Annotated in this window: 14 protein-coding genes; 9 read left to right on the top strand and 5 right to left on the bottom strand. The window is 69.1% G+C overall.

Annotated features, from left to right (window positions below; all coding sequences use genetic code 11):
- Nucleotides 1-56: 56 nt before the first annotated feature.
- The 6 genes from DMB42_RS48290 (at nt 57) to DMB42_RS48265 (ending at nt 5,931) form a co-directional block, all read left to right on the top strand.
- Nucleotides 57-1,229, top strand: a complete 1,173-nt coding sequence (locus DMB42_RS48290) for a homogentisate 1,2-dioxygenase (RefSeq protein WP_125647527.1) — start codon at nt 57-59, stop codon at nt 1,227-1,229.
- Nucleotides 1,211-1,984 (top strand): hypothetical protein, encoded by a 774-nt coding sequence (locus DMB42_RS48285; RefSeq protein WP_260478375.1) that lies wholly within the window; start codon nt 1,211-1,213, stop codon nt 1,982-1,984. Before DMB42_RS48290 ends, DMB42_RS48285 begins: the two co-directional genes overlap by 19 nt.
- Nucleotides 1,981-3,084 carry a fumarylacetoacetase gene (gene fahA / locus DMB42_RS48280; RefSeq protein WP_125647524.1) on the top strand — a complete coding sequence of 368 codons (1,104 nt, stop codon included), beginning with the start codon at nt 1,981-1,983 and terminating at the stop codon, nt 3,082-3,084. Before DMB42_RS48285 ends, fahA begins: the two co-directional genes overlap by 4 nt.
- 78 nt (nt 3,085-3,162) lie before the next feature.
- Nucleotides 3,163-4,302 carry an Ig-like domain-containing protein gene (locus DMB42_RS48275; protein ID WP_125647521.1) on the top strand — a complete coding sequence of 380 codons (1,140 nt, stop codon included), beginning with the start codon at nt 3,163-3,165 and terminating at the stop codon, nt 4,300-4,302.
- Nucleotides 4,303-4,403: 101 nt separating this feature from the next.
- Nucleotides 4,404-4,835, top strand: coding sequence for an NfeD family protein (locus DMB42_RS48270; protein ID WP_125647518.1), 432 nt, complete (start codon nt 4,404-4,406; stop codon nt 4,833-4,835).
- 4 nt (nt 4,836-4,839) lie between these two features.
- Nucleotides 4,840-5,931, top strand: a complete 1,092-nt coding sequence (locus tag DMB42_RS48265; protein WP_125647515.1) for an SPFH domain-containing protein — start codon at nt 4,840-4,842, stop codon at nt 5,929-5,931.
- 42 nt (nt 5,932-5,973) lie between these two features.
- On the opposite strand, the gene DMB42_RS48260 is transcribed toward DMB42_RS48265, so the two are convergent.
- The 5 genes from DMB42_RS48260 to DMB42_RS48240 form a co-directional block, all read right to left on the bottom strand.
- Complete coding sequence (locus DMB42_RS48260) at nt 5,974-7,143, bottom strand: Gfo/Idh/MocA family protein (RefSeq protein WP_125647511.1); 1,170 nt, start codon at nt 7,141-7,143, stop codon at nt 5,974-5,976.
- A gap of 26 nt (nt 7,144-7,169) precedes the next feature.
- Entirely contained in the window at nt 7,170-8,795 is a 1,626-nt protein-coding gene (locus DMB42_RS48255; RefSeq protein WP_125647509.1) for a hypothetical protein, read from the bottom strand.
- A gap of 17 nt (nt 8,796-8,812) precedes the next feature.
- On the bottom strand, nt 8,813-9,679 hold the full coding sequence (locus tag DMB42_RS48250; RefSeq protein WP_260478374.1) for a carbohydrate ABC transporter permease: 867 nt from the start codon (nt 9,677-9,679) through the stop codon (nt 8,813-8,815).
- An 11-nt stretch (nt 9,680-9,690) separates the two neighbouring features.
- On the bottom strand, nt 9,691-10,602 hold the full coding sequence (locus DMB42_RS48245; RefSeq protein ID WP_260478373.1) for a sugar ABC transporter permease: 912 nt from the start codon (nt 10,600-10,602) through the stop codon (nt 9,691-9,693).
- A gap of 153 nt (nt 10,603-10,755) precedes the next feature.
- The gene (locus DMB42_RS48240; protein WP_125647503.1) at nt 10,756-11,889 is read right to left on the bottom strand and encodes an ROK family protein; all 1,134 of its coding nucleotides are present in this window, start codon (nt 11,887-11,889) and stop codon (nt 10,756-10,758) included.
- A 169-nt stretch (nt 11,890-12,058) separates the two neighbouring features.
- On the opposite strand from DMB42_RS48240, the gene tdh reads away from it, so the two are divergent.
- From tdh to DMB42_RS48225, 3 genes are all read left to right on the top strand, one after another.
- Nucleotides 12,059-13,087, top strand: a complete 1,029-nt coding sequence (tdh, locus tag DMB42_RS48235; protein WP_125647500.1) for an L-threonine 3-dehydrogenase — start codon at nt 12,059-12,061, stop codon at nt 13,085-13,087.
- Nucleotides 13,087-14,259: a glycine C-acetyltransferase gene (locus tag DMB42_RS48230; RefSeq protein WP_125647497.1), complete on the top strand. Its 1,173-nt coding sequence runs from the start codon at nt 13,087-13,089 to the stop codon at nt 14,257-14,259. The genes tdh and DMB42_RS48230 overlap by 1 nt, the downstream gene beginning before the upstream one ends.
- A 117-nt stretch (nt 14,260-14,376) precedes the next feature.
- On the top strand, nt 14,377-15,279 hold the full coding sequence (locus tag DMB42_RS48225) for a LysR family transcriptional regulator (protein WP_125647494.1): 903 nt from the start codon (nt 14,377-14,379) through the stop codon (nt 15,277-15,279).
- Nucleotides 15,280-15,339 lie beyond the last annotated feature (60 nt).

Below are 15,339 nucleotides of genomic sequence, written 5' to 3'. Positions count from 1 at the left end.
CGGTAGGCACGTATAGAGGACACATTCGTCCGTTAATCGGACACCATGGAGGGCGGATGCCGTACTACCGCGTCGTTGGAGAAGTGCCCCGCAAGCGGCACACGCAGTTCAGGCGGCCGGACGGCGGCCTCTACGCCGAGGAGCTGATGGGCGAGGAGGGGTTCTCGTCGGACTCCTCGCTGCTCTACCACCGCTACCTGCCCACCGCGATCATCAAGGCCGAGGCGGTCACGCCGCCCGCGTCCGGCACCCGGCTGGAGCCCAACCTGCCGCTCTCGCCGCGCCACTTCCGCACCCAGGAGCTGGCCGGCGCGGGTGACCTGGTGAACGGCCGCATCCTGCTCGCCGGCAACGGCGACGTCCGGTTGTCGTACGCGACCAGCGACCGGCCCAGCGAGCTCTACCGCAACTCCATGGGCGACGAGTGCGTATACGTGCAGCGCGGCTCGGTCCGCTTCGAGTCCACGTACGGGGTCATCGAGGCCGGCGAGGGCGACTACGTCGTCGTCCCGACCGGCACGATCCACCGCTGGGTGCCCGACGGGCAGGTCAACGTGCTGGCCATCGAGGCGTCCGGGCACATCAGGCCGCCCAAGCGCTACCTGTCCCAGTACGGGCAGCTCCTGGAGCACGCGCCGTACTGCGAACGCGACCTGCGCGGGCCGTCGCAGACCCTGCTCGTCGAGGGCGAGGAGGTGCCCGTCCTGGTGCGCACGCGGGGCGGCCTGACCAGGCTCGTCTACCGCAACCACCCGTTCGACGTGGTCGGCTGGGACGGCTACCTCTATCCGTACGCCTTCAACATCAACGACTTCGAGCCGATCGTGAAGAAGACCCACGCGCCGCCGCCGGTGCACCAGACGTTCGAGGGGCCCGGGTTCGTGGTCTGCTCGTTCTGCCCGCGGCCGCTCGACTACCACCCCGAGGCCATCCCGATCCCGTACAACCACCACAACGTGGACTCCGACGAATTCATGTTCTACGTGGGCGGCGACTACACCGCCCGCCAGGGCTCGGGCATCGACGTCGGCTCGGTCTCGCTGCACCCGGCCGGGTTCACGCACGGGCCGCAGCCCGGCGCGGTCGAGGCGGTGATCGACGCGGTCTCGCGCGGGGTCAACACCACGAGCGAGATGGCCGTGATGGTCGACACCTTCCGCCCGCTCGACCTCGCACCGGGCGCCCTGTCCTGCGAGGATCCCGGCTACGCATGGACCTGGGCACGATGACCCTCTACACCGAACTGGTCGACGACGCCGGACTGTTCCCGCCGACCTCGCTGCACATGGACGAGGCGCTGGCCCGCAACCAGCGCGACCTGGAGCACGGCGACGACGTGCTCACCCACCGGTTCCTCTGCCCGACCGGCCGGCTCGACCGGCTGCGCGCGCACGCCTACCGGCCGCGGCGCATCGGGCTGATCGTGGACACGCCGCAGCTCCCCGAGTTCGGCGACCTGCCGGTGGACTTCGTGGAGATCCGGCTCGACGACGACGAGTCCGTCGCCGACCTGGCCCGGCGCCTCGACGTGCCCGCCCACGTACGGCTGTTCGTCGAGGTCTCGCCGCAGAAGCGGATCACCGGGGTGCCCGACGGCGTGGGGCTGAAGGTGCGCTGCGGCGGGCTGAAGGCCGAGGCGTTCCCGGCGGTGGAGCACCTGGCGGCGTTCATCCGGTCCTGCGTCGAAGGCGACATCCCGTTCAAGGCCACGGCCGGGCTGCACCACGCGGTACGCCACTTCGACCCGGCGCTCGGCGTCGACCGGCACGGCTTCCTCAACCTGCTGCTGGCGGTCTGCGAGGCGGTCGAGGGACGCGACCCCGCGCCCGTGCTGCGCACCACCGACGTCGGCCACCTGGTACGCCTGGCCGAGGCCGTGACGGAGGAGACCGCCAAGCGGGCACGGCGGCTGCTGGTCAGCTACGGCTCGTGCAGCACCAGCACGCCCATCGAGGACCTGCGGACACTAGGAGTGATTCAGTGAGCTGGGGAGTGGACAACCTGCCCTACGGAGTGTTCTCCCGTCAGGGCGAGCCGCCGAGAGTGGGCGTCAGGTACGGCGACAAGGTGCTCGACCTGGCCGCCGCGCTGCACGACGAGGTGTTCGCCGCCCCCTCGCTCAACCCGTTCATGGCCAGGGGCCGTACGGCCTGGCACGACACCAGGGTGCTCATCCAGAACAAGCTGACCGGCGACTCCTCGGTCACCGAGAGCCACCTGATCCCGCTCGACCAGGTGCGGCTGCACATGCCGTTCGAGGTGGCCGACTACGTCGACTTCTACTGCTCGCTGGACCACGCGAGCAACATCGGCCGCATCTTCCGTCCCGACTCCGAACCGCTGCTGCCCAACTGGCGTCACCTGCCCGTCGGCTACCACGGCAGGTCGGGCACGGTCGTCGTGTCGGGCACGCCGGTCCGCCGCCCTCACGGGCAGCTCAGGGCCGGTGCCTACGGGCCGTGCGCCAAGCTCGACATCGAGGCCGAGCTGGGGTTCGTGGTCGGCGTGCCGTCCGAGCTCGGCTCGCCGGCCGGGGCGTTCGAGGACCACGTGTTCGGGGTGACGCTGGTCAACGACTGGAGCGCGCGCGACATCCAGGCGTGGGAGTACGTGCCGCTCGGCCCGTTCCTGGGCAAGTCGTTCGCCACCTCGGTCTCGCCGTGGGTCACGCCGCTGGAGGCGCTGCCGAGGATCCCCGGCCGCCCGCAGGACCCCGAGCCGCTCGACTACCTGCGCAGGCGGAGCGACTGGGGGCTGGACATCGCCGTCGAGGTCGTGCTCAACGGCGAGGTGATCTCGCGTCCACCGTACCCGAGCATGTACTGGACGCCCGACCAGATGCTCGCCCACATGACCGTGAACGGCGCCTCGCTGCGCACCGGCGACCTGTTCGCCAGCGGCACGATCTCCGGCCCCGAGAGCGACGAGCGCGGCTCGCTCATCGAGCTGACCTGGAACGGCGCCGACCCGATCAAGCTGCCGGGCGGCGAGACCCGCACCTTCCTCCAGGACGGCGACACGGTGACGATCCGGGCCACCGCCGGCACCCTGACATTGGGCGAGGTGACCGGAAAAATCGTATAGGTAACTCAAGGTGCTCAAGCCGTCGCTCACCGCTACCCTGGGAACTCCCCTTCCCTCGGAAAGCCCTCGGAGAGTGACATGCGGTGGGCCGCGATCGTATGTGTCGCCTTTCTCCTGGCCTGCTGCGGTTGCGGTCCCGTCTCGGAGTCGCCGGGCGCGCCCGCCGTCGTGCACGTCTCCCCCGCCCTCGACTCCAAGCACGCCCGTCCCGACAAGGGCCTGGTCATCACGGCACAGGGCGGGCGGCTGACCCAGGTCCTGGTCTACGCGGGAGGCGAGCACGTCCCGGGCCGGCTCGACGCCTCCCACATCACCTGGCGCTCCGACTGGACGCTCAAGCCCGCGACCGAGTACACGGTGACCGCCACGGCCGCGGGCGAGAACGGCCCGTCCACGGTCGCCATGGGCCGCCTGCGCACCCGCGCCGCCGAGCACACGTTCGGGGTGGCCTCCTTCGCCCCGCTGCCCGGCGAGACCGTCGGCGTGGGCATGCCGGTCATCCTCGACTTCGACAGCCCGATCCAGGACAAGGCGGCCGTCGAACGCGCGCTGGAGGTCACCACGAAGGCCCCGGTCGAGGGCGCGTGGCGGTGGACCAGCGACACCCAGGTGGTCTACCGCACCCGGCGGTTCTGGGCCTCCGGCCAGCAGGTGATGGTCAGCGCCCACCTGGCCGGCGTGCACCCCGCGCCGGGCGTCTACGGCACCCTCGACTCCACCTTCGCCTTCACCGTGGGCCGCAGGCAGACCAGCACCGTCGACACCAGGTCACACCAGATGGTCGTGCGCCGCGACGGCAAGGTCGTGCAGCAGATGGCCATCAGCGCCGGCATGGCCACCACCCGCGAATACACCACGACCAGCGGCATGCACCTGACCATGGACAAGGGAAACCCGGTCCGCATGATCTCGCCCGGCCGTTCCAAGGGCGACCCCGGCTACTACGACCTGCTGATCGAGCACGCCGTACGCATCTCCAACAGCGGCGAATACGTGCACGCCAAGGACAACGTCTGGGCACAGGGCAGGGAAAATGTCAGCCACGGCTGCATCAACGCCCGTCCCGACCAGGCGACCTGGTTCTACGCCGGTTCGCTGCGCGGCGACCCCGTCCTGATCACCGGCACGTCCCGCGAGCTGGAATGGGACAACGGATGGGGTTACTGGCAGCTCCCGTGGGACAAATGGCTCCTGGGAAGCGCGTTGCGCGCCCCCTGAGAGGGGGTGACGGGTGCCGTGACCGAGATTCCGGGATTACGGTGGTAAGGGGGGAACCAGGCCCGTACACAGGCCCGTTATACCTTCAGGAGGGCCGGAGCATGGATGAATGGATCATCTGGGTAATCCTCGCAGTCGTCCTCGGCGTGGCCGAACTGTTCACTCTCACGGCGGCGCTGGGGCTCCTGGGCGTGGCCGCTCTCCTGACTGCCGTGACCGCCGCCATCGGGCTGCCCGTTCCTCTGCAGATCCTCGTGTTCGCCCTGTCGTCGGCGGCCGGCATGGTGGTGCTCCGCCCGCTCGCCATCCGCCACCTCCAGCAGCCGCAGTTGCCGCGCTTCGGCGTGGAGGCCCTCGTCGGCAAGCCCGCGTACGTGGTCTCGGAGGTCACGGGCCGCGACGGGCGGGTCCGCATCGGGGGTGAGGAGTGGTCCGCACGCGCATATGACGAGACCCTGGTGATCCCCGCCGGGGCGACCGTCGACATCATCGAGATCGAGGGCGCCACGGCCCTCGTGTATCCACGGGAGTGACCACATGGACCCGTTGCTGATAGTCGGACTGCTGATCATCCTTTTCGCCGCGTTCACCGTGCTCAAGGCGGTGCGGATCGTGCCGCAGGCCCGTGCTCGCAACGTGGAGCGGCTCGGCCGCTACCACCGCACGCTCAAGCCGGGTCTCAACTTCGTCATCCCGTACGTCGACCGCGTCTACCCGATGATCGACCTGCGCGAACAGGTGGTGACGTTCCGCCCGCAGCCGGTCATCACCGAGGACAACCTGGTCGTCGAGATCGACAACGTCCTGTACTTCCAGGTCACCGACCCCCGGGCGGCGGCGTACGAGATCGCCAACTACATCCAGGCAATAGAGCAGCTCACGGTCACCACCATGCGTAACGTGATCGGCTCGATGGACCTGGAGAAGACACTCACCTCGCGCGACACCATCAACAGCCAGTTGCGCGGCGTGCTCGACGAGGCCACCGGCAAGTGGGGCATCCGCGTCAACCGCGTCGAGGTCAAGGCCATCGACCCGCCCAAGACCATCAAGGACGCGATGGAGAAGCAGATGCGGGCCGAGCGCGACAAGCGGGCCGCGATCCTCAACGCCGAGGGCCAGCGCCAGTCGCAGATCCTCACCGCCGAGGGTGACAAGCAGAGCCGCATCCTGCGCGCCGAGGGCCAGCGTTCGGCCGCCATCCTGGAGGCCGAGGGCCAGTCGCGCGCCATCGACCAGGTCTTCCAGGCCGTCCACCGCAACGACCCCGACCCCAAGCTGCTGGCCTACCAATACCTCCAGGTGCTGCCGCAGCTCGCCCAGGGCAGCGGCAACACGTTCTGGGTCATCCCGAGCGAGGTCACCTCGGCGCTCCAGGGCGTCTCGAAGGCGTTCACCGAGGCCCTGCCCAAGTCGGCCGCCACCCGCGAGGAGGAGCCGCGGCCGTCGGAGGAGCTCGACAAGGAGATCGAGGCGGCGTCGGAGGCGGCGGCCGAGGCGGTCGCCGACGCGCAGGACGCCGAGGGCCACAAGGGCCCGCGCCAGCTCACCCAGGCCGTCGACGAGCCGTCCCCGTTCCCGGGCATGGACCGCGACCGCGACCGCGACCGCAAGGACGCCGAGCGCTGATCCCGCGGGCCGCGCGGGTTCCCCCGCGCGGCCCGCGGCGGCTCAGCGCTGGCCGTTGTCGAAGTACGCGGCCAGCTCCGGGTCGAGCGGCGGCACGTCGTACGGCATGCCGCCGTCGCGCAGCGACATCGTGGCCATGTACCCGGCGGCCACGCTCATCCTGGCCGCCACGGGTGAGGTGTCGGTCGCGCCGCCGTCCCTGACGAACCTGCAGAACTCGTCCATGACCTGCGTGTCGGCGCCGCCGTGCGAGCCCTGGGCGGCCGGCACCCGGTAGGCGATGTCGCAGTCGTCCCGGTAGGAGGTGGGGCCGGTGTTCCACACCTTGACCGTGTCCCCCGGGCCGTCGCCGAAGTTCTCCAGGCGGCCCTCCGTGCCGATGACCGTGTAGTTGCGCACGTAGTCGGGGCTGAAGTGGCACTGCTGGTAGGCGGCGATGACGCCGTTGTCCAGGCGCATGTTCATGACCGACACGTCCTCGACGTCGATCACGTGGTGCAGGTTCTCCCGCTTGGTGGGCGGCCACTCGAACTCCTGCAACCAGCCCTCCGGCCGGGGCGTCCCGGGCGCGCGGCGCGGCAGGTCGCCGTAGAGCATCAGGTCGCCGAGGGCGTTCACGCGGGTGGTGTAGCCGCCGGCCAGCCAGTGGATCACGTCGAGGTCGTGCGCCGCCTTCTGCAGCAGCAGGCCCGTGGTACGGGTGCGGTCGGCGTGCCAGTCCTTGAAGTAGTAATCACCGCCGTAGGACACGAAGTGGCGCACCCAGACGGTCTTCGGCTCGCCGATGACGCCCTTGGCGATGATGTCGCGCATCAGCCGTACGACGCCCATGTGGCGCATGTTGTGCCCCACGTACAGGCGGGTGCCGCTGTCACGGGCGGCGCGCAGGATGTTGTCGCAGCCCTCGACGGTGATGGCCATCGGCTTCTCCAGGTAGACGGCCTTGCCGGCCTGGAGTGCGTCGATCGCGAGGCGCTCGTGCGTGTCGTCGGGGGTGTTGACGACGATCGCGTCGAGATCCGGCCGGTCGAGCAGTTCGCGGTAGTCCCCGGTCAGGAACTCCGCCTCGAACCGCCCTGCCTGCTTCTTGAGCGCTGCCGGGTCGGAGTCGCACAGCGCGGTCACGACCGAGCCCTTGCCGGGCCGGTTCGCGGCCACGGCGAGACTCGTCCGCAGCCCCAGGCCGATGACTCCGATGCGCAGGTCTTCCACAAGTGTCCTTTCAAACGGTAGATCGGTCAGCCCTTGGCGATGGAGGCCTCGTACTCGGCCCGCATCGCGTCGCCGCCCTTGCTCAGCCACTTCTTGACGAACGCCGGCCAGTCCGACATCGACTTGCGGCCGGTCACGATGTCGTCGACCATGTCCTTGCCCATGGTGCTCAGCTCGCCGTTCTTCTGGGTGTAGGCGTCCGAGAAGTGGCCGGTGGTGACGCGCTCCTGAAGCATAGGTGCGATCTTGGTCTCGAACTCGTGGATGAGCTTCGTACGCTCCGGCTGGCCGGGCAGGAAGAGCGCGGACGGCGACCCGATCACGAACGAGAGCGGCTGCTGCGTGGTCGGCACCTCGGCCGTGCCCTTGTCGGTGAAGGCGAGGTCGCCGTCCTTCTTGGTGAAGTGGGTGCCCTCGACGCCGAAGTTGACGAGCTGGTACTCCTCCGTGCCGAACGGCGCGGTCAGGTAGTTGAGCACGCCGAGCAGGGTCTCGATGCGCTTGGGGTCCACCTTCTTGCTGATGGAGGTGAAGCCGACCGAGCCCAGTCCGGCGTTGTAGACAGGCTTGGACGACGGCGTGGCCGCGAAGGGCACGATCGCGCCCAGGTTGTACTTCTGGGTCTTGGCGTCGTTGAGGAAACCGGGGAACGACTCGACGTACGCGCCGATCTGGCCGTTGGCGACCTTGTCCTTGATGGTGGCCAGGGCCGGGTCGGGCCAGAACAGGTTCGCCTTGAAGCACTTGACCGCGAGCTCCAGCGCGGCCTGGTACTCCGGCGTCTCGAACTGGTGCGTCAGCTTGCCGCCGGCCAGCCGCCAGGTGTTGGGGGCGCCGTACCAGTGGCTGAACATGTGCACGTGGTTGTAGTAGGACGGTTCGAGCGGGTACTTGTTCTTCTTCACGTCGAGCAGCTGCTTGGCCTTGTCCAGGAAGTCGTCGGCGCTGGTGAACGCCGTGCCGCCGACCGGCTGCCAGTAGTCCTGGTTGACCAGGAACACCTGCCCGAACCTGCTGTACGCCACCGCGACGCCGTACAACTTCCCGTCGGTGACCGCGGACTTCCAGGTCACGTCGCCCAGGTTCGCCAGGTTCGGATACTTCTTGATCGCGTCGCCGCTCAGGTACGAGGTCAGGTCGTGGAACTTGGCCTCCAGCAGCTCGGGCACCCGCTGCAGGCCCTGGTTCGGCGGGAACCAGACCAGGTCGGGCAGGTCGTCGCTGGCGATGATGGCGTTGAACTTGTCGGGGTAGCCGTCGCCGACCACGATGTTCATGCTCCACTCGGAGCCGAGGGCCTTGCCCAGCTCCTGGAGGTAGGTGTTCTGGCCGGGTGCGGGCGGCGCGACGTCCCAGGTCTGGGTGAGCGAGGTGATCTTCTTGCCGTCGCCCGGCGCGGCGGCGACGGACTTGACCAGCTCGTTCGGGTACTTCAGGTACGCCGGGTCCTGGCCCGCGTCGATCGGCAGGTCGGGCGTGGGGATCTTGGCAGCCGTGTACGTCGGCAGCACCAGCTTCTTGGACAGCTCGGCGCCGCCCTTCTTCACGCCTGCGGCGCCGCCGCCTTCACCTCCGCAGGCCGACAGCCCGGCGACCGTGACGCCGGCGAGCGCGAGTCCGAGGAATCCACGACGGGACATGATGGATGACATTTGGTGCTCCCGGGTTCTCAGCCCTTGATGGCGCCGGTGAGGACGCCCTTGGTGAAGTACTTCTGGAGGAAGGGGTAGGCGAGCAGGATCGGTACGAGCGCGATGATGAGCACCGGCATCTGCACCGACGAGGCGGGCAGGTCGCGCACGATCGCGACGTCGGAGCCCGTGGCCGAGGTGCCGCGGAAGATGAACTGCCGCAACACGACCTGGATCGGATGCTTGGTCTGGTCGTTGATGTAGAGGATCGCGTTGAAGAAGGTGTTCCAGTACGAGACCGCGTAGAACAGGCCGACGACGGCGATCACCGCCTTGGACAGCGGGATCGCGATGCGCCACATCATCCGGAACTCGCCGCATCCGTCCATGCGGGCGGCCTCGAACAGCTCCTCGGGCAGGTTCTGGAAGAACGACCTGACGACGACCACGTTGAACGCGTTGACCAGCACCGGGACGATGAGCGACTGATAAGTGTCGATCATCCCGAGTTCCTTGACCATGAGGTAGCTCGGGATCATGCCCGGCGTGAACAGGAACGTGGCCAGCACCATGAGCAGGATCGGCTTGCCGCCGAGCATGCCGCGCCGGGACAGCGCGTAGCCGAGGAAGACCGTGCAGATCAGGCTGAGCGCGGTGCCGGTGAGCGTGATGCCGATGCTGATCAGCACCGACCGGGTGACCGCGCCGCCGGACAGGATCAGCGAGTACGCCTCGAAGGTGGGGTGCGTGGGCCAGAGCACGTAGCTGCCGCCGTTGGCGATGCTCTCCGCGCGTCCCATCAGGCTCGTGCCGACGGCCAGCCCGAACGGGTACAACACGACCACGGTGATCGCGGTCAGCACGACGAACTTGAGCGTGCGCCCGGCCACGGTCGGGCGCTCCATCCACGGCCGCCTCATCGATAGATCCCCTGCTCTCCGAAGCGGTGCGCGAGCTTGTTCGCCGCGTAGATGAGGGCCGCGCCGATGAGGCCCTTCATGAGGCCGGCCGCGGTGCTCATGCCCCAGTCACCGTCACGGATGCCGTGGTAGTAGACGTAGGTGTCGATGACCTCGGCCGCTCCGGCGCCGACGGCCTCCCGTTGCAGGACCATCTGCTCGAAACCGACGGACAGGATGTCGCCCAGGCGCAGGATGAGCATCATGAGGATGACCGAGCGGATGCCGGGCAGCGTGACGTGCCACAGGCGGCGCTTCCAGTCGGCGCCGTCGATCGCGGCGGCCTCGTACTGGCTCATGTCGATCGCGGTGATCGCGGCCAGGAAGATGATCGTGCCCCAGCCGCAGTCCTTCCAGATCACCTGGGCGGTCACGAGCAGCTTGAACGTGTCCGCGTTCGACATCAGGTTGCCGATGGTGATCCCGTGCGAGTTCAGGAACGAGCTGACTGTGCCGGCGCCACCGATGACCTGCTGGAACATCGCGACCACGACCACCCACGACAGGAAGTGCGGCAGGTAGACGACGGTCTGGATGAACCGCTTGATGCGATGGCCGATCAGGGAGTTCAGCAGGAGCGCGAGCGCGATCGGGGCCGGGAAGTAGAGGACGAGCTGGAGCGCCGTGATCTGCAGGGTGTTGCCGACCGCGCTCCAGAACTCGGGCTCCTCCAGCAGCATCACGAAGTTGTCCAGGCCCACCCAGGGGCTGCCCACGATGCCGAGGAACGGCGCGTAGTCCTTGAACGCGATGACGTTGCCCAGCAGGGGCACGTAGAAGAAGGCCACGAAGTACAGGACGCCGGGCAGGCACAGCGCCAGCAGGGTCCAGTCGCGCTTCAGCCGCTCAAGCAGGGTGACAGCGGCCACACGCTCACCTCCAGTCGGGTCGGGATGGCTGGAGGCTAGTACCGATTTATGCAAATAACTAGCTTAAAGCGATCAGATCTGAGCATGACTGCTGGATCGATGTCGCTCAGCGACATGGCCGTGACAGAACGGTTACCTAATTAACCAAGTCGTCTACGTAAAGAGCAGGCGATCGGCCTGGTCGAGAGCGAAGCGGACCGCGCCCAGGGTGATGCACTCGCTGCCCAGCCCCGACGCCACCACCTCCGGCGGGTAGAGGCAGTACTCCTCGAACAGCTCGCGTACCGGCTCGACCAGCAGGTCTCCGGCCGAGGACAGGCTGCCGCCGATGACCACCATGTCCGGGTCGAGCGGGTTGACCACCGTGATCAGGCCGGCCGCCAGGCCACGAGCGAACTCCCTGACCGCCTGGCCCGCCCGCGCGTCCCCGGCGCGGGCCCGGGCGATCGCGAACTCGGCGCTCTGCCGGCTGGAACGCAGTTCCCCCGGCTCGACGGCCATCGCGTACTCCAGGACGTGCCGGAAGGCGATCCAGTTGTTGTGCGGCTGGGCGCCGATCTCGCCCCCGGCCGCGTGCGCCCCCCGGTACGGCCGCCCGCCGATGAGCAGGCCCATGCCGATGCGGTCGCCGGTGAACAGGTAGACGACGTCGTCACGGCCCCGGGCCGCGCCGCGCCAGTGCTCGGCCAGGACGGCGAGGCGCATGTCGTTCTCGACGAGGACCGGCGCCGGGATGCGTGCCGACAACTCGCCTTGGAGGTCGAGGCCGGTCCAGTCGGACAGGGCGATGCTCTTCACCACGCGCCCCGAGCCGTCGACCGTGCCGGTCGTGCCCACGCCGACGGCGGTGACGTCCGCGAGGGCCAGCCCGGCCAGCGCGCCGGTGGCCTCGGCCAGCGCGACGACCGCGTCGAGCCGCTCGGAGGCCGGCATGTCACGGTGGTTGGGCGCGCGTCGGGTGGCCGTGATCGTGCCGTTCAGGTCGGCCACCATCGCGCGCAGGCTGGACCCGCCGATGCCCACGCCCAGCACGTGGCCGGACGAGGCCCGGAACCTGAACCGCTTGGCCGGACGCCCCCGCTGGCGGTCGCCGGCCTCCTCCTCGCACTCCTCGGCCCAGCCCTCGGTGACCAGGTCGTCGACGATGACCTCGGCCGTCGGCCTGGACACGCGGGCCGCCCTGGCCAGCTCGGACAGCGTGGCCACGTCGGCCCCGCGCAACACGCGCAGGACGGCCGCCGAGTTGAGCTTGCGCAGAAGGGAGGCGTCGCCGCTCTGCTGTCGCACCGATACCTCCGAGTCGACTGCCAGGTCATCTTCAAGCTTATTTCGTAATTGTGCCTGGTCCCGCTGTCGCGTGAAGCTGAGCTGTGGGGGCACTTAAGAATCCCTCGATGGACAGGTCCGGAGGGGAGCGGGCACAGTGCGTTAGGTTCGGAACAGGGGGAATTGAACGATGAAAGCGCTGGTCAAGCAGAAGGCCGAGCCCGGTCTTTGGCTGGTGGACGTGCCGGAGCCCGAGATCGGTCCGGGCGAGGTGAAGATCCGGGTGCTGCGTACCGGCATCTGTGGCACCGACCTGCACATCCGCAAATATGACGACTGGGCGCGGCACACGCTGAAGCTCCCGCTCGTCGTCGGGCACGAGTTCTGCGGCCACGTGGTCGAGGGCGCGCCCGGCGTGGAGGACATCTCCGTCGACGACCTGGTGAGCGGCGAGGGCCACATCGTCTGCGGCAAATGCCGCAACTGCATGGCCGGACGCCGGCACCTGTGCCGCAACACCGTCGGCCTCGGCGTGAATCGGGACGGCGCGTTCGCCGAGTTCGTCACGCTGCCCGCCTCGAACGTCTGGGTGCACCGGGTTCCCGTTCATCCCGACGTGGCGGCCATCTTCGACCCGTTCGGCAACGCCGTGCACACCGCGCTGTCGTTCCCGCTGGTCGGCGAGGACGTGCTGATCACCGGCGCCGGCCCGATCGGGCTGATGGCGGCGGCCGTGGCCGCGCACGTCGGCGCCCGCAACGTGATGATCACCGACGTCAGCGACGAACGCCTCGCACTGGCCGGCAAGCTCGGCGTCTCGCTCGCGCTCAACATCTCCAGGTCCTCGATCGGCGAGGGCATGAGCCAGCTCCGCATGCGCGAGGGCTTCGACGTGGGCCTGGAGATGTCGGGTAACCCTGATGCCATGCGGTCCATGATCGCGAACATGACGCACGGAGGGAAGATCGCGATGCTCGGCCTTCCCGCCGAGGAGTTCCCGATCGACTGGGCCACCGTCGTGACCTCGATGCTCACCATCAAGGGCGTATACGGGCGCGAGATGTTCGAGACCTGGTACAACATGTCCGTCCTGCTGGAGAAGGGCCTCGACCTCTCCCCGGTGATCACGGACCGGTTCCCGTACCACGACTTCGACGCCGCCTTCGACACGGCCGCCAGCGGCCGTACGGGCAAGGTCATCCTGGATTGGAGCGCTTGATGTTCACGAACGTGCGCGAGCAACTGCGTACGACGCTCGACGAGATCACCGAGGCCGGGCTGCTCAAGCCCGAGCGGGTGATCACCACCCCCCAGAGCTCGCAGGTCGGCGTGGCCGGCCACGAGGTGCTGAACTTCTGCGCCAACAACTACCTGGGCCTGGCCGACAACCCCGAGGTGGTCGAGGCGGCCAAGCAGGCGCTCGACCGCTGGGGCTTCGGCATGGCCTCCGTACGGTTCATCTGCGGCACCCAGGAGGTGCACAAGGAGCTGGAGTCGCGTCTTTCGGACTTCCTGGGCATGGAGGACACCGTCCTCTACAGCTCGTGCTTCGACGCCAACGGCGGCGTGTTCGAGACCCTGCTCGACGCCCAGGACGCGGTGATCTCCGACGCGCTCAACCACGCGAGCATCATCGACGGCATCAGGCTCTCCAAGGCCCAGCGCTTCCGCTACGCCAACCGCGACATGGCCGAGCTGGAGGCCAGGCTCAAGGAGGCGTCCGACGCCCGCCGCCGGCTGATCGTCACCGACGGCGTCTTCTCCATGGACGGCTACCTCGCCCCGCTGCGCGAGATCTGCGACCTGGCCGACCGGTACGACGCCATGGTCATGGTGGACGACTCCCACGCCGTCGGCTTCGTCGGCCCCACCGGCCGCGGCACGCCCGAGCTGCACGGCGTGACCGACCGGGTCGACATCATCACCGGCACCCTCGGCAAGGCGCTCGGCGGCGCCAGCGGCGGTTACGTCGCGGCCCGCAAGGAGATCTGCGACCTGCTGCGTCAGCGCTCGCGGCCGTACCTGTTCTCCAACTCCCTGGCCCCCGTCATCGCCGCCGCCTCGCTGCGCATCCTCGACCTGCTGGAGACCTCCAGCGAGGCCCGCGAGCAGCTGCGCGCGAACACCGCGCGGTTCCGGAGCGCGATGACCGAGGCCGGGTTCGACATCCTGCCGGGCGAGCACCCGATCGTGCCCGTGATGATCGGTGACGCCGCCGAGGCCGGGGCCATGGCCGAACGTCTCCTCGACCTGGGCGTCTACGTGATCGGCTTCTCCTACCCCGTCGTGCCGCACGGCCAGGCCCGGATCCGGGTGCAGCTCTCGGCCGCCCACTCGGCCGAGGACGTCGACCGGGCCGTGGCGGCCTTCGTGCAGGCCCGCCGAGGTTGAGTATTCTCCCCCGAGAAGGTGCCGTCGCCTGAAGCAGCGGCGGTGGCGAGGCGCCCTGAGCGGGGGAAGGCGGCGGCGGATGGCGAGCGAGGCCGCCTCACGCGGTGAGGGTCGCGCGTGATCGACCCGCGGCGGTTGCGGACCCTGCGGGCGGTGGCCGACCACGGCACGGTCACCGCAGCCGCGGCCGCGCTGCACCTGACCCCGTCGGCGGTCTCCCAGCAGCTCGTGGCGCTGGAGCACGAGGTGGGCCACCGGCTGTTCACGCGCGACGGCCGCGGCGTGCACCTCACCGCCGTGGGCAAGATCATGCTGGGCCACGCCAACGAGGTGCTGGCCCAGCTCGAACGCGCCGAGGCCGAGGTGGCCGCGTACACGACGGGCGAGGCCGGCGAGGTGACCGTGGCCTGCTTCGCCACCGCGATCAGCGCCGTGCTCTCCCCCGCCATCGCCGTCCTGCGGGCCACCTCGCCCCGCCTCCAGGTCCGGGTGCTCGACGCCGAGGGCGACCACAGCCTCGCCATGTTGCTCGACGGCAGGGTCGACCTGGCCGTGACGGTCGAGTACCGGGGCGGCCCCGACGCCGCCGACCAGCGGCTGTCGCGCATCCCGCTCTACGCCGAGCCGTTCGACCTCGTCCTGCCCGAGGGGCATCCTGGGGCGGAGTCGGCCACGCTGGTGTCGCTCGCCGCCGACACCTGGATCGGTCCGTACCCGGGCAATCCCGTACATGACGTCATCACGTTCGCCTGCCAGCAGGTGGGTTTCACGCCCAATGTCGTCCACTGCTCCGATGACTTCCGCGCGGTGGTGGCGCTGGTGGGGGCGGGCGCGGGGGTGGCGCTCGTACCTCGGCTCGCGCTTCGGGACATGGCGCTGCCGGGCGTCGTGGTACGCCACACGCAGGGGCCCGACCGCCGCGTCTTCGCCGCGACCCGCCGAGGCTCCGACGCCCACCCACTGCTCCGCCCACTGCTCTCGACCCTGCGCACAGTGGCCACCACCCTCGCCCCCACCTGACCCCAACCCCTCCGCGTGTGTGAGCGGGGTCGAGGGTGGGATCTTGGGGTAAGCGTGGGG

The organism is Nonomuraea sp. WAC 01424 (assembly GCF_003947315.1).
GTDB lineage: Bacteria > Actinomycetota > Actinomycetes > Streptosporangiales > Streptosporangiaceae > Nonomuraea > Nonomuraea spiralis.
The sequence above is the reverse complement of the archived record's forward strand: the minus strand, read 5'-3'. Positions and strand labels throughout refer to the sequence as shown.